A 19080-nucleotide genomic window follows, 5' to 3' on the forward strand; every position below is an offset into this window, starting at 1 on the left:
CCGTCAGCGGGCGCCGAATAGCCGTACGATCTCAGGCGCGCCGCTCGACGCCGATCGTCTCGAGCCAGGCGTTGAGATCCTTGGTGCTGATCTTGCCGTCGCTGCCATCGCTCTTCTTGAAGGTATCCAGCACTTCGAACAGCCCCTGATCCTCCAATAGCAGAGCCGCCGCTTCCTGTTCGCTTTCGTCGCGATCCTCGTCATCGGCGAACTTCTCGAGATCATCGCGGCTGACGATATCGTCCTTGCCGTTCCAGTCGTCCCAGCTGTCGATCGCCACGGTCAGCACCTCCTCGTTGTCACGATAGAAATCGACGTCGTAGTCCCCCACGACCGAGGCCCGACGGTAATCATCCAGCCCGACTTCGCCGATGGTCGCGAGCCAGTCGTCGAGGTCCCGGGTACTGATCTTGCTATCCTTGCCGCCACCTTTCTGGAAAGTGTCCAGGGTGTCGAACAGCCCCTCGTTGTCGAGCAGCAGGTCCGCTGCCTCATGCTCGGCATCGCTCCGGTCGTCATCGTCGACGATCTTCTCGAGATCATCGCGGCTGACGATGTCATCCTTGCCGTTCCAGTCGTTCCAGCGCTCGGCAATGGTCTGGAACTCGGCTGCGTGGTCCTGCAGGAACTGCGAGCCATAGCCGCTGGCCGCCGCCGTCTTTCGATACTCCTCCACGCTATCCTCGCCAAGTTCCTCCAGCCAGGTGTCGAGATCGTTGGTGCTGATCTTGGCGTCGCCGTCGCCCCCGTGCTTGAGGGAATCCAGCCCATCGTAGAAACCGTTCTCGTCCAGCAGGAACTGGGCAGCGTCGCGTTCGCCCTGGCTCCTGTTCTTGTCGGCGATGAAACCCTTCAGATCGTCGCGGCTGACGATGGCATCCTTGCCATTCCAGTCGTCCCAGACGCTGGCGATGGTGTCGATCTCCGTCTTGTGCGCATCGAAGAACTCCCGGCCATAGAGCGTCATCATCGCCTCCATGCGCGAATTTCTGCGAAGTTCGTCGGTGCCCAACCCCTCGTCGCCAGCATCCATGTCCGTGCTGCTCCAGGGGCGCCAATCGTCGGTCTTGCTGATATGGTCCTTGCCGGTCTGGCGCGTGGTGCCACCGGTCAGATGTTTCTCCCAAAGATTCTCGGTGCCGGGGTCACCGTCCTTGTGCAGATGGGGTGCCAGCCGGGAGAGCGAGCTGCCGCGTTCGCCCTCGGTATCCTGAAAGTGCTGCCACTCCTTCGACTGGTAGTCGAAGATGGATTGGTCGTCAGGCGTGTCTCGACCGCCGTACATGTAGGACTCGTAGCGGGCAAACTCGAGCTTGTCGCCCCAATCGTCCTCGGTGACACCGTATTCGGAAAGATCCTTGAAGAAGTCTCCCTGGGAGTCGGTCAGCTTCTGCATTTTCTGGTGATTGATCGCTTCGGCGATCAGCGTACCGGCGATACCGAAGATGGTGCCGACGACACCCAGGACGGGGCCAGCCACGCGCGCGCCCATGAAGATCCCGCTCATCACGCGGGTGCCGATACCCCCGAGATTGGCGGCAAGATTGCTGCCGCTGGGCGCAAACATCGACACCGTGTTGGCGAGCGCCATGCCGGTGGTCGAGGAACCCAGCCCGATCTGAATGCCGGCGCCGGCTCTCTCCAGTGCCGTATCGGCATCCTTTAGCTTCTTGACACCGGTGACGAGATCCATGACGCCGCCGGTGATGTCCAGCCCCGCTCCCCCCATGAAGCGCAGATACGAGCGTCCGACCCTCTTGGCGATATCGGTGCCAGAGGTCCGGGTACCGGTGTCGATCATCTGGTTGCCCAGGTTTTCCGCCAGCTTGTCGAAGTTTCTTCGCCCGTTCTCATCGAGATCGTCGAGTGGAATGCCCTGATTGCCGAGACTCCGAGACCCGTTGTCCACGCGCAGGCTGATGTTTTCGGCGAAGAGATCGGCTTTGACATCGGCACCGGATTTCCAGATATCCGGGAAGTTGTCACCCAGCAGCCCGAGCCAGGCGGTCGCATTGGCGCGAGGTACGCCGCCTTCGATCTCGGGCACATCACGCTTCCCGCCCAGCGTCTCGATGAGGTTCGAACCGAACTTGGCAAAGTCGTTACCGAAACTGAGCGCGCCCACCAGATCGCGAACGGCCCCTACCCGCTCGTCGGTGGTCATCTCGTCCCAACCGCCATTGGATATCTGCATGCCACCGCTGATCAGGCTCATCATCCCGCTCATGGCACCCAGCGTACCGCTGGAACTGGCTGAATCGAGAACCTTCTTGAAGGTCCCCTTTTCCGCCTCCGGCAGCGCGGTCAGGTTGTCGTTGACGATCTTCTGGAACAGCTTGTTCTTTTCCGCCTGACTGATACCCGGCCGGTTGGTGACCTCAGTCGCCAGGCGCAGGGATTCGGCGAGTTTCTTGTGCTCGCCCGCCGACAGGTTGGATAGTGAGGACTTGAACGATTCCAGATCGCGATTCAGGGTCTGGTAGGCGTTATAGGACTTGTCGGTCTTGTCCAGATGCTGAAGCGCGCTATTGATGCCCCCCTGCACGATATCGATGGTGTCACGCAGCCCCGTGCTGACATTTTCGGCATCCACCGAGTCGGGGTTCTCCATGTAGCCATCGAGCTGATGGGTCATCATGTTCTGGTCGAAGGTCTGCTTCCGGTCCTTGTAGCGATCCGGTTCCAGCGCCTGCAGGGCTTCGAAGTAGTTGTCGACTTCAGCCTGAATCCCGTCCGAAAGCGCCTCGTCGTCCGTCGCTTCCGCTTTCTCCTTCATCGCAATGACGTAATCCTCGAAATCGAGGTTGGCCTTGCCGTCAGCGTCGAACAGCGCTTCGTTGACCTTGTCGCTGATCGCCTCACGCTTGTCGTCGGAGACGCTCTCGATAGCTCCCTGCAGCGAATCGTCGTAGCGCTTGCTGATACCCTCCTTCTGCATCAGCTCGGAGATCTGCTTGGCGAGTTCGTCCTCGTCGATGAGCGCCTTGGCGTCGTCACCGGTGAGATGCGTCGGCTCCGTCTGTGTCTGCCGATAGGTCGAACCGCCGGACTCGATCAGCTCGACGTAGCCGTAGAGATCGTAGCCATGATCGGTGGCCCCCTGAGCATCGATCAGATCGACCAGCTTCGCTTCGTCCGACTCTTCGCCAAGCTTGCCGCTCTTGACGTCATCGCGGATCCCCTGGATGAAATCCTCGGCAGCTTTCTGCCCTACCGTCTTGTGATTGCCGTCATCGTCCGTGTCATCCACTTCGGCCTCCATCAGGCCGTCGTCGGTGAAATCCGGAATATCGTACTTGTCGCGTATCTGCCCGGCGCTCAGTGAGGTATCGGAGACCTGCTCCGGCTTCTCCGCATCGCTCTCTGTCGTCTCGCCGTTGCTCTTGCCCGAGGCGACGGCCCTGACCAGCGTCGACAGCCACTGCGGAGAGCCGGCCGGTGCGCCAGTGGTATCCGGTGTCTCGATTTCGCGATCTGAGTTAACGGCGGGGGCCATCGATAGTCTCCTGAGCGGGAAGGGAAGTCTGAATCGGCCGACTGGACGCCACTCAGTATCTCGCCTCCCCGTCGTCCAGACAGGGCGAATGGGTGACTAATTTTTTTATTGTGTAACGATTCGGAAACGACTGACGACAGTTGTGCATCTCCACTATCGATCCGGACTCGAGCGGCCGATTGCCGGCGTCGATTCGCCGCCAGCCGGGCACGAACCGCCATCACGCGACGACCCCGGCCTTGGCCGGGGTCGCAGTGTGGTCGAGCGCGAGTGTCGACGGACGAACCTGGGCCCTAGAAGCGATAGGTCGCCTGCACGCCGAACAGGTTGAGCGAATTGTCGTATTCGGCCTGATAGGAGGTACCGTTCTCGTCCTGCAGATCGACGTCGGCGCGATCTTCCCAGATGTAGCTGTAGGCGGCATCGATGGTCAGGTCGGGGATCGGCGTCCAGCCGGCGCCGATCGAGACCAGGGTCCGGTCCGCCGTGGGTACACGTGGGCTGCGATGGGCATCCTTGACCGGTGACTGGTCGTAGGCGATACCACCGCGCAGGGTCCAGGCCGGATTGACCTTGTAGGAGAGGCCGGCGGCGTACTGCCAGGTGTCGCGGTAGTCCTGCTGCTCGTTGATATCCAGCCCCAGGTCGTTGTCGACCACCAATTGATCGAAGCGGCTCCAGCGGATATAGGTCGCCCCGGCCATCACCGTCCAGCGGTCGTCGAGCTGGTGGGTCACCGAGAAGTCGATGGTCTCTGGCAGGGTGATATCGAGCGAGGCGTCGCCGTCGGCGTCGAGGAAGACCGGGCCGCCTGCACCGACCCCGCCGAAGACGTTGGAGGCATCGACGTCGCCGGTGAGATGGTATTCGACCTTGGAGCGGTAGGTGAGACCCAGGGTGGTGGACTCCACCGGGCGGTAGATCATACCGATATTGTAGCCCCAGGCGTCGTCGTTACCCTTGACGTTGACGGTACCGTCACCGCCGGCGGTCGGGTTGAGCGGATTGGGCGTCTTGCTCTCCAGCTCGCCCTTGATGTGGTTGTAGGTCACGCCGACCCCGATCGCGAACTTGTCGTTGAAGCGATACGACAGCGTGGGCTGGGCGGTGATGATCTCCAGATCGCTGTAGTTGCCGAAGTAGCGTCCCTTGAAGTCGTCGCTGTAGTCGGTGACCAGGCCGAACGGCGCATAGACGCCGAGGCCGAAGCTCCAGCGATCGTTGATCGGCTGCACGTAGTAGCCGAACGGTACCGCCTTGTGCGGGATCATGTCACCGTCGGTGCTGCCCCCGGTGCCGACCGCGACGACACCGCCCGGCGTGAGCGCCGGCTGGGTACCGCTGTCGTTGCTGATGTCCGAGCTGGCATCGATGTAGTGGGTACCCACGGTGACCTGGGCGCGGTCGAGGAACGACATGCCAGCCGGGTTGCCGAAGACGATGGAGCCGTCCTGAACGTTGGAGGTGCGTCCGGCCCAGGAGGTACCCTGGCCGCTGACGCTCTGCTCCTGAAGCTGGAAGGCACCGGCCATGGCCTGACTGGAGGCGGCGGCGCTCACCAACGCGATGGCCAGCGATAGACGACGATAGCGAATGATCATGATTGGTTCCCCTGGACCCAGGAAGCCGCCGCGGCGTCTTGCTCGCCTGTCATGCGGTCGGTGATTCCGTTGTTCTCCAAGCCAATTCCCGGCATGGGAAAGGCTCGACTTGTCTCTTTCCGTTGTGACGGAATGGCGGTTTAGCGTCAATTAGCAAACGGTCGTTTTAATCGAGTTTTGGGGATTTCTTTGGTCGTAAGACCAATGGCTATAGCCGATCGGCAATGACGACGAACGCCTGCTGTCACGTCTTGACCAATGGGTAACACCCAGGTTTTAGACTCATGTTCATGACAGGCCCCGCGAGGATATCCCATGAAAGTCACCGAACTGGCCCGGGCCGCAGGCGTCACCCCCGAGACGGTGCGCCACTACGCGCGACAGTCGCTGCTGAACCCGCGCCGCGATCCCGACAATGGCTACCAGCTGTTCGATCAGCGCGATCTCGAGCGGCTGCGTTTCATCCAGCGGGCGCGGACCCTGGGCTTCAACCTCAAGGAGATCGCCGACATTCTGGAACAGGCGGACCAGGGTGATTCGCCCTGTCCGCTGGTGCGCGACCTGCTGGCCGCCCGCCTGCCGCAGATCCATGCCCGGATTCAGGAACTTCAGGCCCTGGCGGATCGCATGGAGCGGGCCATGGAGGAGTGGTCGAACCTGCCGGACGGCACGCCTGACGGCCACAGCATCTGCCGCCTGATCGAGCAGTCGTCCGAGGCCGGCGGCGAGTGCCCTGCCACCGCGAGGAGAGATCCATGAGCCGCTACCCCTATCGTATCGAGGCCATGCACTGCCAGGGATGCGTCGGCCGGATGCGTAGTGCAATCCAGGCCGAGGACGAAGACGCCGACATCAGTGGCGAACCCGGCAACAAGCGCCTAGAGGTCGCCAGCAAGCTGCCGCGGAACCGAATCGCCCGAATACTGGCCGAGGCCGGTTACCCACCGGACGAGGAGATCCCAGGAGAAACCGATACCCCGACCTCGTCCGCGGCGGCCAGCGAAGCGGAGTCGATGTCGAAGGTCAGTCGACAGCAACGCCTGTCGATCAGTGGAATGACCTGCGCCGGCTGCGTCAACGCCGTTCAGAAAGCGCTGTCCAGGACGCCCGGCGTGCAGCATGCCCAGGTCAACTTCGCCAGCGAGACGGCCCAGGTCAGCGGCCAGGCCACCACCGCCGACCTGATCGCCGCGGTCGAGCAGGTCGGCTACGGCGCGTCACCAATCGAGGACCTCCGCCAGGCTGCCACCAGGCGCCAGCAGAATGCGGACCGTCAGGCACGTCGCCATGCCATCGAATCCGCCGCCAGCCTGGCGCTGGGCGTGCCGATGATGCTGGCGATGTTCGTCCATACCCCGCAACTCGTCGGTGGCGAGCGCTGGATCTGGCTAGCGCTGGGGCTTGCCACCCTCGGCGTCCTGGCGACGGCCGGGCGGCGCTTCTTCGACGGGGCGTGGAAGGCGTTTCGCCATCATCAGGCCAACATGGATACCTTGATCGCCCTGGGCAGCGCGGCGGCCTGGCTCTACTCGATGGCCGTGATCCTGGTTCCCGGTGCCATCCCCGAAGGGTCGCGTCATCTCTATTTCGAAGCCTCGCTGATGATCATTGGCCTGATCGGCGTCGGACAGACGCTGGAGCTGCGTGCCCGAGGACGCACCAGCCAGGCGCTCTCGCGCCTGCTCGACCTGCAGCGCAGGACGGCCCGGGTGATTCGGGGTGGCGAGGAGCAGGACGTCGAGATCGATCGAGTCCAGGTCGACGATCGAATCCGGGTACGCCCCGGCGAGCGCCTCCCAGTCGATGGCAAGGTCGAGAATGGCGAGAGCTTCATCGACGAATCGATGCTCACCGGCGAGCCGGCACCGGTTCGCAAGGCCCCGGGCGACCCGGTCAGCGCCGGCACCGTCAACGGCAAGGGCGGCTTGATCTATCGCACGACCCATGTCGGTGAAGAGACCCGGCTGGGCCGTATCGTCGACCAGGTCTCCCGCGCCCAGGAGTCGCGGCCGCCGATCGGCGCGCTGGCAGACAAGGTCTCGGCGATCTTCGTGCCCTGCGTGATGATCATCGCCGTGATCTCGGCGATGATCTGGCTCAACGTCGGTCCACCACCACAACTCGTGCACATGCTGGTGGCGGCGACCACCGTGCTGATCATTGCCTGCCCTTGCGCGCTGGGCCTGGCGACGCCGATCTCGACCATGATCGGGATCGGCAAGGCCGCCGAGTATGGTGTGCTGATTCGCGACGGCGAGGCGCTGCAGACCGCCAGCCATCTGACCACGCTGGTCGTCGACAAGACCGGGACACTGACCGTCGGCAAGCCGAGCGTCACCGATAGTCGCTACTGGCAGGACGAATCCCGCAGCAAGGCCGTGGTAGCCGCCCTGGAGCGTGGTTCGGAACATCCGCTGGCCGATGCCCTGATGACCCATGTCGGCGCTGCCACGGCTGGCCCGGCTGGCCCGGCAATTCACGACTTCCAGAGCCTGACCGGCCGCGGTGTCGTCGCCACGCTGGACGATGGTAGCCAGGCCTTGCTGGGCAACGCAGCGCTGATGAGGAACCACGACATCGACCTCGCCGCCGCCGTGGCAGAGGTCGAGGAGTGGCAGGCCGAGGCGACCAGCGTGGTCTATCTCGCCGTTGGCGGCCAGCTGGCGGCGCTGTTCGCGGTTCGCGATGCGCTGCGTCCGGACAGCCGCCCGGCGATCGCCCGGCTGCAGAAGGAGGGGCTGAAAGTGGTGATGCTCAGCGGTGACAATCGAGCGGCTGCAGAAGCCATTGGCCGCGAAGCGGGGATCGATGACGTGCACGCCGAGCTGATGCCCGAGGACAAGCAGCGGGTGATCGCCGAGCTGCAACAGGCCGGCGAGCGTGTCGGCATGGTCGGGGACGGTGTCAACGATGCCCCGGCGCTGGCCCAGGCCGACGTGGGCTTCGCCATCGGCCAGGGCACCGATATCGCCATCGAGAGCGCCGGCATCACGCTGATGCGAAACTCGCTGCACGGCGTCGGTGACGCCATCGCCATCAGCCGCGCGACACTTTCCAACATCAAGCAGAACCTGTGGGGCGCGTTCGGCTACAACGCGTTGGGTATCCCGATTGCCGCCGGTATACTCTACCCGCTCACCGGGCTGCTACTGTCGCCGATGATCGCGGCGCTGGCGATGTCGCTGTCGTCGGTGACGGTGGTCAGCAACGCCAACCGACTGCGGCGGTTTCGGCCCGGTGGTGCTCAACGCCACCCAATCGAGATCGACGCCAAGGAAGCGACGGCATGACACTTCTGCTCAACACCCTGGGCATTGCGGTGATTCTGTTCATCGTCTGGTGGTTCTGGCTACGCGGCTGATCGCAGCCAGCCAAGGGCGAAACCAGCAAGGAGAAAGCGATGACCTCACCCCACCACGCGCCACCGCTGGGCGGCGTCATCGAGAGCGTTCTCTACACGGCCGACATGAAGCGGGCCCGACACTTCTTCACCCAAGTGCTCGGGCTCGAATCTCATCTCGAGGACGAGCGCTTCACCGCCTACCCCACCGGCAACACCATGCTGCTGGTGTTCCAGCAGGGCCAGACCGGTGAGACGGTCCACCTGCCGGATGACATGGGGGCCATCCCGCCCGACGACGGCGAGGGTCGCCAACACCTGGCGCTGGCGATTCCCGCCGAAAGTCTCGACGACTGGGAAGTGCATTTGGCCGCGCACGGCATCGCGATCGAAGGCCGGACGCGCTGGCCGAAAGGGAGCGTGAGCCTCTATTTTCGCGATCCAGACGACCACCTGCTCGAGCTGGTCACACCGGGATTATGGCCCAACTATTGAACGCCATCGCCGATCGAAGCCGTTTTCTCAACTGGCTCTTCAACTCTGACTGACCCCGGTGTAGAGCCCCGGACGGTGGTTGATGGTGAGAATCGCGCCCAGCACCACGGTGCCGACGATCGAGTAGAGCACATTGGTGACCGGCAGCACGAAGAACGCAGCCAGCATGATCAGGCCGTCCAGGCCCATCTGGACCTTTCCCGCCGGCCAGCCGTAGCGGTCCTGCAGATAGACCGCGAGGATGTTGAAGCCGCCGAGACTCCCACGATGGCGAAACAGGAACAGCACGCCCAGGCCGATCAGGCTTCCCCCCGCCAGCGCCGCGAACAGCGGCTCGACCGCGCCGATCTCCATCCAGCCCGGCAGCATCCAGGATATCCAGGACAGCAGCGCCACCGCACCAAAGGTCTTTAACGTGAAATGGTGGCCGATGCGTCGCCAGGCCAGCCAGTAGAACGGCAGATTGACGAAAAAGAAGACCGGCCCGAAGTTCCATCCGGTGACGTAGGTCACCAGCAGCGCGATCCCCGCAGTACTGCCGATCAAGATGTGGGCATGATGATACAGCGCCAGGCCGAGGGCAGCGCAGGACGCCCCCAGCAGAATGGCCAGCACGTCCTCGTGGGGACGGTGGCGATAGACCCGTTCCATGCGGAACCCCTTGTTGTCGTTTTGCCGCCGGATAGGCAGTCGAATTCAGCGTCGGCGCTTGTGGCGCCTGCGAGGGATTATAACGGCAAGTCTATAAAGCGGACGGCAAGAAATCAGCGGGCCCCCTTGCCCCGGTGGGCAGAGGAAATGCTGGACAGCTCGGCGAGCGGAGGAACCGGAGCGGCGTTCCGCCACAAGGCGCACGAAGCACCGGGACCGGCACCTATAGGGTACAGGTGAGGATTCCGATCGGACCGGCGCCCCGGCACCGCAAGACACAGTGATTCACCAGAGGCGCCGAGTTCGCGCAGCCGTCTAGTCAGTATCTTCCCGAAGGCGCTCGGCGTGCTCGACCATTAGCTGCAACGACTCCCGCCCCTTCCAGCGGTTGCGAGAGAGCTTAAAGGCGCAGCGCACCCTGTCGCCCAGCGAGATCGGCGCGGCCTCGCCGGGGTTGAGCGCGCGGAACCAGATCGCCCGGCAGACGATCGCATCGCAGGAGAGCTCGAGCATCAGATGATTGCCCTCGGCACCCACCGCGCGCAGCTGCTCGACGACAAATTCACCCTCGAACAGCGGCGCGTCGAACTCACGCCCATATGGCGACAGCGCTTCGAGCTCGTCCAACGTCGGAAGGCCCAATTGCGAGGCCGCCAACGGGCCATCGGTCCAGACCACCGGAAACAGCTCCCGCTCGCCGAGCTGTTCCCGCACCGCCTGCAGGAACGCGCGCTGGAACGCCTCCCTCTCGGCCAGAGGTACGCCCACGCCGGCAGCCCCCCGGTGCCCGCCGAAACGCGGCAGGCTCGACGGCGACAGCTCATGAGCGCGCTGCAGCGCATCGCGCAGATGCAGGGCGTCGATCGAGCGCCCCGAGCCCGTGAGCATGTCCGGCGCGGTCGCCGGTGTCAGCACCAGCGTCGGCCGGCCGTAGGACTGCACCAGCCGCGAGGCGACGATGCCCTGCACGCCGGCGTGCCCTTCCGGCAGATGGATCACCAGCGCCGGCCAGTTATCCTCCAGCTGCGGCCTGGCCAGGGCGCGAGCGCTCTCGACCATCTCCGCCTCGAGCGCCTTGCGTGCCTGGTTGTCATCGTCGAGGACCTGCAGATGCTGACGCGCCACGCCGTCCTCCTCCGCCAGCATGAAGTGCAGCGCGGCGTAGGGGTCGTCCAGACGGGAGCGGGCATTGATGCGCGGCCCCATCTGGAACGCCAGGGTCTCGGCGTCGAACGGCACGCTGTCGGCACCGAGGCGCTCGGCCATCACCCGCCAGCAGGCGGACTCCATCCGATTGATCAGCCGCAATCCGTAGGTCACCACGGCGCGATTGGCGGCACTCGCGCCCAGCGAGACACAATCGGCCACCGTGCCCAGTGCCACATAGGAGAGCCACGGCGAGAGCTTCGGCGTCGATGCCGACAGCACACCCTGCTCGACCAGTACCGAGCGGGTCAGCGACATCATCAGCCAGGCGACCATGCAGCCGGCAATGGTCTTGTCGGGATAGCCGCAATCGGGACGCGTGGGGTTGATGGTGGCATAGGCAGAGGCCGGCGGACCCTCCACCGGCAGCGCGTGGTGATCGGTCACCACCACGTCGATACCGGCTTCGCGCAGCCGGGCGATTCGCGGCTCGTCCGAGGAGCCGCAGTCGGCGGTGATCACCAGGCTGGGGCGCGGTTTCAGCGCCAGGGTGCGCTCGACCAGCGGCAGACTGATGCCGTAGCCGTCGTTGATTCGATGGCCGATCAGGCTGTGCAGCCTTGTCGCCGGCACACCGAACAGCTCGGTCATCGAACGCAGCATCACCACGTGCGACGTGATGCCGTCGACATCGTAGTCGGTCAGAATGCCGATGTGCTCGCCCTCGCTCACCGCCCGGGCGATGCGCTCGGCGCCACGCCGAGCGTCGCAGAGCTGCTCGGGATGGTTGAGGTAGCGCAGTGCCGGCGCGGTCAGCGCCTCCAGCGGGCCGTCGTGGCCGTGCAGGCGCCCGGCCAGAATCCGCGCCTGAAGCTCGGAGAGCCCGGCGGCCAACCCGCGCCGATAGACGTCTTCGTCACGGGGGCGCGGCTGAATGCGGCGACGGGAATGGTCGCGAATCGGCTCCGGCGAAGTCGAGAGGAGAGACATCGGGAACTCAGGTGAGTGCGATCATGACATGCTGGCGATAGGCTGGACGCGCCTGCAGCCGCGTGTACCAGGCGGCCAGATGCGGCAGGTCGGGACGCTCGATAGCCATTTCGAACCAGGCGTAGGCGAAGCAGCCCAGCGGGATATCCCCCATCCCCCACGCCGACCCCGATAGAAAGGGCTGTTCGGCCAAGGTTCGATCTGCCATGGCGAGTAGCGCGCCGCAGCCGGCGAGTCCTTTTTCGACCGCCTTGTCGTCACGCTGCTCGGCCGGCAGGCGCACCGTGTTCCAGAACACGTCCCGGAAGGGGGATGCCAGCGACGATGTCGTCCAGTCCATCCACTTGTCGGCGTCGGCACGCGCTGCGGGATCATCGTCATACAGGGAGTCGCGGCCATACTTGGCGCATAGATAGCGCACGATCGCGTTCGATTCCCAAAGCACGAAGTCGCCGTCCTGCAGGCACGGGATCAGACCGTTGGGATTCATGGCCCGGTAGGCGGGTTCGTCGACCACGCCATAGGCACCGCCTGCATCGATTCGTTCGAAGGGCAGCTCCAGCTCGGCGGCACACCACAACACCTTCTTGACGTTGGTGGAGTTCGCCCGTCCCCAAATCTTCAACATGACTTGTTCTCCCTGCCGTCCCGTACGGCGTTTCGCGCCGTGCGCTTCGGTTCAGCGCCGGTTGTCGGCGACGAACGCCTGCACGGCTTTCAGCTCGGCAGGCAGTACACTGTAGCGCTCTTCGCGCTCAAGCAGGTCATCCATGTGCGGTGGCAGCGGCACCCCGGAGAATCCCGCCTTGACCACGGCCTCGGCGAACTTGGCCGGATGCGCGGTCGCCAGCGTGATCATCGGCGTCACGGCATCGGCACGTGCACGCTCCGCGGCCCGGTAACCGGTGGCGGTATGCGGATCGAGCAGCTCCTTGGTGCGATGGTGCGCGTCGCGGATCGCCTCGAGGATGGTGTCGTCGTCGACGCTGAAGCTCGAGAACTTCTCGCGCAGCCTGGCCAGTGGCGCGTCCGCCAGCACGGCCGGCTCCTGCTGGAAGCGCTCGAGCAGGTCGCGGACGGCGTCGCCATCGCGGTCATAGGCATCGAACAGCAACCGTTCGAAATTCGACGACACCACGATATCCATGGAGGGCGCCAGCGTCGCCGCCAGTTCACGCTTGGAGAAGTCGTTGTCGGCGAGCGTACGGTGGAGAATGTCGTTGGCGTTGGTGGCGATGATGAACTGCTTCACCGGCAGGCCCATCTGACTCGCCATGTAGCCGGCGAAGAGGTTGCCGAAGTTGGCCGAGGGCACGCAGAAGCTGACCTCGCGATGCGGTGCCCCGAGCGCCACGCCGGCAGCCACGTAGTAGACGATCTGGGCCATGATCCGCGCCCAGTTGATCGAGTTGACCGCCACCAGCCGCTCGCCGTCGAGGAAGGCCTGGTCGGCGAAGCTCGACTTGACCATCGCCTGGGCGTCGTCGAAGTTGCCCTCGATGGCGATGTTGAAGACGTTGTCCGCGAGTACCGTGGTCATCTGGCGTCGCTGCACCTCGGAAACCCGGTTGTGCGGATGCAGGATGAAGATATCGAGATGGTCGCAGTGGCGACAGCCCTCGATCGCCGCCGAGCCGGTATCGCCGGAGGTGGCGCCCATGATCACCGCACGCTCGCCACGCTTGGCCAGGAAGTGATCGAGGATGCGCCCCAGCAGTTGCAGCGCGACATCCTTGAACGCCAGGGTCGGCCCATGGAACAGCTCGAGCAGGAAGTGGTTGGCGTCGAGCTGATTGAGCGGCACCACCGCTTCGTGGCTGAAGGTGGCGTAGGCGTCACGGACCAGACCGCGGAAGGTCTCGTCGTCGATCTCGCCGCCGACGAACGGCTTCATTACCCGGAAGGCGATCTCGGCATAGGAGAGCCCCGCCATGGAGGCGAGCTCTTCATGGGACAGTTGCGGCACCGTCTCCGGTACATAGAGCCCGCCGTCGACCGCCATGCCGGTCAGCACCACTTCCTCGAAATTCAGCGCCGGCGCCTGGCCGCGCGTACTGATATAACGCATGTTTCACTCCGTGAGTGGCGAGCTTCGAGCTGCGAGTCTCGAGCTGATACTGACCGAGGCCCGCGGCTCGTAGCTTGTGGCTGCGATTATTCCTGCTCGTCCAGCGACTCGACGCGGATTCGCGTCACCGGTCCGGCGATGTCGGCCAGCGATTCCAGCTGACGGATCGCCTCATTCATGTGCTTCTCGCGGGTCCGGTGGGTCAGCAGGATGATCGGCACCAGTTCGCCTTCGGTGGCTTCCTTCTGGATGATCGCCTCGATCGAGATACCCTGCTCGGCGAGGATTGTCGCCACCCGGGCCAGCACGCCGGGGCGATCCACCGCCAGCAACCTCAGATAGTACGCCGTGACGATCTCTTCCATCGGCAGGATCGGCAGCGCGTTGGCCTCGTCGTTGACGCCGCTGAAGGCAAGGTAGGGCACCCGGTAGCTGTGGGCGGTGGCGATGTTGCGGGCCACGTCGAGCAGATCGGCAACGACCGCCGAGGCGGTGGGCTCGGCGCCGGCGCCGGCGCCGTAGTAGAGCGTCGGCCCCACGGCGTCGCCCATCACGGCGATGGCGTTCTTGACCCCGTGCACATTGGCCAGCAGCCGCTCCTTGGGAATCAACGTCGGATGCACGCGCAGCTCGACGCCGTTGTCGCCACGCCGGGTGATGCCCAGATGCTTGATGGTGTAGCCCAGGTTATCGGCCTGCTCGACATCTTCGGCAGTGATCCGCGCGATGCCCTCGGTGTAGGCGCGATCGAACTGCAGCGGCACGCCGTAGGCGATGGAGGCGAGAATCGTCAGCTTGTGGGCGGCGTCGATGCCTTCGACGTCGAAGGTCGGGTCGGCTTCGGCATAGCCCAGTGCCTGGGCTTCGGCGAGGACGTCCTCGAACGCCCGCCCTTCGTCGCGCATATGGGTCAGGATGTAGTTGCCGGTGCCGTTGATGATGCCGGCAAGCCACTGGATACGGTTGGCGCCTAGACCTTCGCGCAGCGACTTGATCACCGGAATGCCGCCGGCCACGGCCGCTTCGAAGGCGACGATGACCCCCTTCTTGTGGGCCGCGTGAAAGATCTCGTTGCCGTGGACGGCGATCAGCGCCTTGTTGGCGGTGACCACGTGCTTGCCGTGCTCGATCGCCGTCATCACCAGCTCTCGGGCGACGTCATAGCCGCCGATGAGTTCGACCAGCACATCGATATCGGGATTGCGCGCGACCTCGAAGATGTCACGCGTCACCTTGACCCCGGAGGTGTCGCAGTCGGGATTGTCATGACGTGCACCCACCTGCTCGATGACGATGGGACGCCCCGCGCGCCGGGCGATCTCGTCGGCGTTGCGCGTCAGAACGTCGAAGGTGCCACCGCCCACGGTGCCCAGCCCGCAGATACCCACTCTCACCGGATCCAAGATGTCGCTCTCCCCTGCTCGATTGTACTGGTCGCCTCACCCCACGGAGCGGTGACCGCGGTCGCGGCACCTGTCCTTTGTCGAACGGATTTCATCCACAAAGCGCCCTGAAGGGCGGTCACGGTAGAAAGCCCAGCCCCCCTTGTCAAGCCGACTCGAGGGGATTCACGCCAGGCGTCAGCTGTCGCCGTCGGCATTCACGTCGAGCATCGCCGCCAGACGCTTCGCCGGCAGATAGCCGGGTACCATTTTGCCATCGGGGAAGATGATCGCGGGCGTTCCCTGGATGCCGGACTCGACGCCGAGCCGATACTGGGCCGCAATCGGGGCGTCGCAGTTCTTCGGCGCGTCCACCTCGTCACCACGGAACGCAGCGCTCATCGCCTCGGAGCGGTTGTCGGCACACCATACCCGGGCGAGCTGCCGTGCGGCATCCGAACTGGGACCCATGCGCGGGAAGGCCAGGTAGTCCACCTCGATCCCCATGTCGTTGAGCTGGGACAGCTCGGCATGCAGCTTGTGACAGTAGGGGCAGGTGGGATCGGTGAACACGGTGAGCTTGGCCTTGACCTCGCCGGCCGGCTTGTAGACCACCCGCTGGTCCTCGGGAACGGCGTCGACCAGGGCCTTGCGGCGCTGGTTGGCGGCCTGTTCGGTCAGATTGACCATGCCGTCGTCGGCGTTTTCATAGAGGTCGCCGACGATCAGGTACCGCCCGTCGGCATCCGAATAGAGCGTGTTACCGCCGCGCAGACGTACCTCGTAGAGCCCCGGCACCGGCGAGTCATCGATGGCCTCGATCGGCAGCGGCTGACCACTATGGGCATTCAGCTTGTCGGCGAGGTCGGCGGGAGGCTCGGCGAACGCACTCGGCGCCAGAGCCACGCCCACCAGGGCAAGTGCGGACAGTAAACGACTTCTCATGTTCAACCTCTCGGGTGGTGTTGGGCGTGCAGCGCTTCCAGGCGCGCCTGGGCCACGTGGGTATAGATCTGCGTGGTCGACAGGTCGCTGTGACCCAGCAGCAACTGTACGACACGTAAATTGGCCCCATGATTCAATAAATGAGTCGCGAAGGCGTGGCGAAGGGTGTGGGGCGACAACGGCTTGTCGATGGCCGCCAGCTGGGCGTAGTGCTTGAGCCGGTACCAGAAGGTCTGGCGGGTCATGAAACCGTCGTGCCGGCCGGGGAACAGCGGCGGCTGACGGATATCCCGCATCAGCTCGTTGCGGCCCTGACGCAGATAGCGGTCGACCCAGGCCAGGGCCTCCTCCCCCAGCGGCACGAGACGCTCCTTGTCGCCCTTGCCACGCACCATCACGACCCCCTGGCGCAGGTTGATCGCGTTAACGGTCAGCCCCACCAGTTCCGATACCCGCAACCCGCAGGCGTAGAGCACTTCCAGCATGGCGCGATCCCGCAACCCCAACGCAGTCTCCACATCCGGCGCCAGCAGCAGGCGATCGACATCGTGCTCCTCGAGTGTCGATGGCAGCCCCGGCTGCACTCGGGGCGCCTGAATCTCCGCCAGCGGGTCGTGACTCATCAGCCCTTCCGCCAGGGCCCAGCGGTAGAAGCGCCGCAGACAGGAGAGCTGACGGGCGATGGAACGCGCATGGTAGCGCTCACGGCAGACATCGACGAACGCCACCAGCGTACTCTCGCCGGGCGCCAGCAGCCGTTCGTCCTGCGCTTTGAGATAACCGATCCAGGCCGTCAGATCCCGGCGATAGGCGCTCAGCGTATGCTCGCTGACACCGCGCTCCAGCCACAGCGCATCGAGGAAGGCATCGCGTCGGTCGTGATCGTTCATGCGACTCCGTGATGGAAGGGGCTATGTGGCCAAAAGCACCATCATAACGCGGAAACCCCGCGAGCCGAACGACTCGCGGGGTTTCCTGCGGACCAGCCGGATGCGCCTCCAGTCGAAGGCGCGGGCCGGATCAGCCCAGCTTTTCCTTGATGCGGGCAGACTTGCCGCTGCGCTCGCGGAGGTAGTAAAGCTTGGCCTGGCGCACGTCGCCGCGACGCTTGACTTCGATACCGGCCACCAGCGGGCTGTAGGTCTGGAAGGTACGCTCGACGCCGACACCGTGGGAGATCTTGCGCACGGTGAAGGCGGAGTTCAGGCCACGGTTACGCTTGCCGATGACGACGCCTTCGAAAGCCTGGAGGCGTTCGCGGCTGCCTTCCACGACCTTGACCTGGACGACGATGGTATCGCCGGGCGCGAACGCCGGGATTTCCTTGCTCATCTGCTCGTTCTCGAGCGCCTGGATCACCTTGCTCTTGCTACTCATGTCTTGCTCCTCATTGAAGAAACGCCCCTGGGACGTTTCGTGATCCCGGCGCCCGTCCGACGAACGGTCGGGGCGGAATCGGACTCGTGGATGACACATGTCGACGGTCACTCTGTGCGAGAACCTACCGTCTCATGCACCGCCGTCGCGGGAAGAGATGTTTCCCGCGGCGTGTTCGTCGATGAATTCGTCGAGCAGCTTGCGCTGTTCGCGATCCAACGTTCGGCTCTCCAGCATATCCGGGCGCCTGAGCCAGGTGCGCCCGAGGGATTGCTTCAGTCGCCAGCGACGAATCAGCTCGTGATTGCCGCTGAGCAGGACGTCCGGGACACGATGGCCGTCGATCACCTCGGGCCGCGTGTAGTGCGGGCAGTCCAGCAGGCCATCGGCGAACGAATCCTCGCTGGCCGAATCGCTGTGGCCCAGCACCCCGGGCACTTCGCGCGCCAGCGCATCGATCATCACCATGGCCGGCAGCTCGCCGCCGCTGAGCACGTAGTCGCCGATCGACCACTCTTCATCGATATCGGCCTCGACCACGCGCTCGTCGATACCTTCGTAACGACCCGCCACGACGATCAGCCCGTCACGGGTTGCCAGCTCCCGCGCCCCTGCCTGATCCAGCCTGCGTCCCTGGGGAGACAGATAGATCACGCTGGGCCGATGGCCGGCGGACTCGGCACCGGCCCGCGCCTCGGCCAATGCCTCGCGCAGGGTATCGACCTTCATCAGCATGCCGGGGCCACCGCCATAGGGACGGTCGTCCACCGTACGGTGCCGGTCGGTGGCGTAGTCGCGGGGATTCCAGAACGCCAGTTCCAGCAGCCCCCGTTCAACGGCGCGTCCGGTGACACCGTGCCGGGTAATCGCCTCGAACATCTCCGGGAACAGGGATACGACACCAATCCACACGGTACGCTTCTCCTACCCGTTGCCGAACGCTTGGCTCTCACCGACCTGGACAGCGGCACCGGGTGCCAGCACTGTCGTCATCAGAAGGCGGGGTCCCAATCGACGATCATGGAGCGATCGACCAGATCGACCTGAACGATGACGTCGTCAGGCAGGAACGGCAGCAGCCGCTCGCGATCATCGAGGCTCTCCTCGGAGGGCCTGACCACCAGCACATCATTGGCACCGGTCTCGAACAAGTGGTCGACACGTCCCAGCTTGACGCCGTCGCGGGTCACCACCTCGAGCCCTTCCAACTGATGCCAGTAATATTCGCCGCTATCCAGTTCGGGTAGCGCCGTCTTTTCCACCGCCACATCGGCACCGGCCCACTGCTCGGCCAGCTCCCGCGTGTCGATGCCTTCCAGTCGCACCACCAGACCCTTGCCCTGCGGCCGCGCCTCGAGCAGACGTCGCGACTGCTGCTGCCCCCGCATCGACAATATCCACATTGGATAGTCGAAGATGCCCTGGGCCGGGCTGGTGTACGAGTAGACCTTGAGCCACCCTTTCACGCCGTGCGGGCTGGTCAATCGACCCAGCACCACCTGTTGCGTCTCGTCACCCTGCATAGGTTATGTCCTGCTCGGAATCTTTCGGCAAGGTTTCACCCGACAGTGTCTTGCGAGCCGCCTGCG

15 protein-coding genes are annotated in these 19080 nt (G+C 64.4%); 3 read left to right on the top strand and 12 right to left on the bottom strand.

What is annotated here, in order from left to right:
- Positions 1-31: 31 nt before the first annotated feature.
- The gene (locus tag DOM56_RS04945; protein ID WP_110707798.1) at positions 32-3496 is read right to left on the bottom strand and encodes a hypothetical protein; all 3465 of its coding nucleotides are present in this window, start codon (positions 3494-3496) and stop codon (positions 32-34) included.
- Positions 3497-3789: 293 nt separating this feature from the next.
- Entirely contained in the window at positions 3790-5097 is a 1308-nt protein-coding gene (locus tag DOM56_RS04950) for an outer membrane protein transport protein (RefSeq protein WP_110707799.1), read from the bottom strand.
- A gap of 315 nt (positions 5098-5412) precedes the next feature.
- Between DOM56_RS04950 and DOM56_RS04955 the strand changes: the two genes are divergently transcribed.
- The 3 genes from DOM56_RS04955 to DOM56_RS04965 all read left to right on the top strand — a co-directional run bounded on the left by DOM56_RS04955 (position 5413) and on the right by DOM56_RS04965 (position 8932).
- Positions 5413-5856 (top strand): MerR family transcriptional regulator, encoded by a 444-nt coding sequence (locus DOM56_RS04955; protein WP_110707800.1) that lies wholly within the window; start codon positions 5413-5415, stop codon positions 5854-5856.
- Positions 5853-8387 carry a heavy metal translocating P-type ATPase gene (locus tag DOM56_RS04960; RefSeq protein WP_232822181.1) on the top strand — a complete coding sequence of 845 codons (2535 nt, stop codon included), beginning with the start codon at positions 5853-5855 and terminating at the stop codon, positions 8385-8387. The genes DOM56_RS04955 and DOM56_RS04960 overlap by 4 nt, the downstream gene beginning before the upstream one ends.
- Positions 8388-8497: 110 nt before the next feature.
- Positions 8498-8932 carry a VOC family protein gene (locus tag DOM56_RS04965; protein ID WP_110707801.1) on the top strand — a complete coding sequence of 145 codons (435 nt, stop codon included), beginning with the start codon at positions 8498-8500 and terminating at the stop codon, positions 8930-8932.
- 39 nt (positions 8933-8971) lie between these two features.
- Here DOM56_RS04965 and DOM56_RS04970 read toward each other — a convergent pair whose 3' ends face one another.
- The 10 genes from DOM56_RS04970 to rimM form a co-directional block, all read right to left on the bottom strand.
- Positions 8972-9583 (bottom strand): YitT family protein, encoded by a 612-nt coding sequence (locus tag DOM56_RS04970; RefSeq protein WP_110707802.1) that lies wholly within the window; start codon positions 9581-9583, stop codon positions 8972-8974.
- 315 nt (positions 9584-9898) lie between these two features.
- Positions 9899-11719 carry a DHH family phosphoesterase gene (locus DOM56_RS04975; protein WP_110707803.1) on the bottom strand — a complete coding sequence of 607 codons (1821 nt, stop codon included), beginning with the start codon at positions 11717-11719 and terminating at the stop codon, positions 9899-9901.
- Between the two features lie 7 nt (positions 11720-11726).
- Positions 11727-12347 carry a glutathione S-transferase gene (locus DOM56_RS04980; RefSeq protein ID WP_110707804.1) on the bottom strand — a complete coding sequence of 207 codons (621 nt, stop codon included), beginning with the start codon at positions 12345-12347 and terminating at the stop codon, positions 11727-11729.
- A gap of 51 nt (positions 12348-12398) precedes the next feature.
- Positions 12399-13787, bottom strand: coding sequence for a threonine synthase (gene thrC / locus DOM56_RS04985; RefSeq protein WP_110707805.1), 1389 nt, complete (start codon positions 13785-13787; stop codon positions 12399-12401).
- Between the two features lie 86 nt (positions 13788-13873).
- Complete coding sequence (locus DOM56_RS04990) at positions 13874-15190, bottom strand: homoserine dehydrogenase (protein WP_110597855.1); 1317 nt, start codon at positions 15188-15190, stop codon at positions 13874-13876.
- Positions 15191-15367: 177 nt separating this feature from the next.
- On the bottom strand, positions 15368-16114 hold the full coding sequence (locus DOM56_RS04995) for a DsbC family protein (RefSeq protein ID WP_110707806.1): 747 nt from the start codon (positions 16112-16114) through the stop codon (positions 15368-15370).
- 2 nt (positions 16115-16116) lie between these two features.
- Positions 16117-17004 carry a site-specific tyrosine recombinase XerD gene (gene xerD / locus DOM56_RS05000; RefSeq protein WP_110707807.1) on the bottom strand — a complete coding sequence of 296 codons (888 nt, stop codon included), beginning with the start codon at positions 17002-17004 and terminating at the stop codon, positions 16117-16119.
- A gap of 130 nt (positions 17005-17134) precedes the next feature.
- Positions 17135-17491 carry a 50S ribosomal protein L19 gene (rplS, locus tag DOM56_RS05005; protein WP_110597858.1) on the bottom strand — a complete coding sequence of 119 codons (357 nt, stop codon included), beginning with the start codon at positions 17489-17491 and terminating at the stop codon, positions 17135-17137.
- A gap of 132 nt (positions 17492-17623) precedes the next feature.
- Positions 17624-18403, bottom strand: a complete 780-nt coding sequence (trmD, locus tag DOM56_RS05010) for a tRNA (guanosine(37)-N1)-methyltransferase TrmD (RefSeq protein WP_110707808.1) — start codon at positions 18401-18403, stop codon at positions 17624-17626.
- Positions 18404-18483: 80 nt separating this feature from the next.
- Positions 18484-19014, bottom strand: a complete 531-nt coding sequence (gene rimM / locus DOM56_RS05015) for a ribosome maturation factor RimM (protein ID WP_110707809.1) — start codon at positions 19012-19014, stop codon at positions 18484-18486.
- Positions 19015-19080: the final 66 nt, after the last annotated feature.

Source organism: Salinicola sp. CR57 (assembly GCF_003206585.1).
Lineage (GTDB): Bacteria > Pseudomonadota > Gammaproteobacteria > Pseudomonadales > Halomonadaceae > Salinicola > Salinicola lusitanus.

Bases quoted from the DNA above. Each gene is read 5' to 3' on its own strand.
- rimM (WP_110707809.1), bottom strand. From the start codon at position 19,014: ATGCAGGGTGACGAGACGCAACAGGTGGTGCTGGGTCGATTGACCAGC.
- xerD (WP_110707807.1), bottom strand. From the start codon at position 17,004: ATGAACGATCACGACCGACGCGATGCCTTCCTCGATGCGCTGTGGCTG.
- rplS (WP_110597858.1), bottom strand. From the start codon at position 17,491: ATGAGTAGCAAGAGCAAGGTGATCCAGGCGCTCGAGAACGAGCAGATG.
- thrC (WP_110707805.1), bottom strand. From the start codon at position 13,787: ATGCGTTATATCAGTACGCGCGGCCAGGCGCCGGCGCTGAATTTCGAG.
- DOM56_RS04965 (WP_110707801.1), top strand. From the start codon at position 8,498: ATGACCTCACCCCACCACGCGCCACCGCTGGGCGGCGTCATCGAGAGC.
- DOM56_RS04975 (WP_110707803.1), bottom strand. From the start codon at position 11,719: ATGTCTCTCCTCTCGACTTCGCCGGAGCCGATTCGCGACCATTCCCGT.
- DOM56_RS04945 (WP_110707798.1), bottom strand. From the start codon at position 3,496: ATGGCCCCCGCCGTTAACTCAGATCGCGAAATCGAGACACCGGATACC.
- DOM56_RS04980 (WP_110707804.1), bottom strand. From the start codon at position 12,347: ATGTTGAAGATTTGGGGACGGGCGAACTCCACCAACGTCAAGAAGGTG.
- DOM56_RS04960 (WP_232822181.1), top strand. From the start codon at position 5,853: ATGAGCCGCTACCCCTATCGTATCGAGGCCATGCACTGCCAGGGATGC.
- DOM56_RS04950 (WP_110707799.1), bottom strand. From the start codon at position 5,097: ATGATCATTCGCTATCGTCGTCTATCGCTGGCCATCGCGTTGGTGAGC.
- DOM56_RS04955 (WP_110707800.1), top strand. From the start codon at position 5,413: ATGAAAGTCACCGAACTGGCCCGGGCCGCAGGCGTCACCCCCGAGACG.
- DOM56_RS04970 (WP_110707802.1), bottom strand. From the start codon at position 9,583: ATGGAACGGGTCTATCGCCACCGTCCCCACGAGGACGTGCTGGCCATT.
- DOM56_RS04995 (WP_110707806.1), bottom strand. From the start codon at position 16,114: ATGAGAAGTCGTTTACTGTCCGCACTTGCCCTGGTGGGCGTGGCTCTG.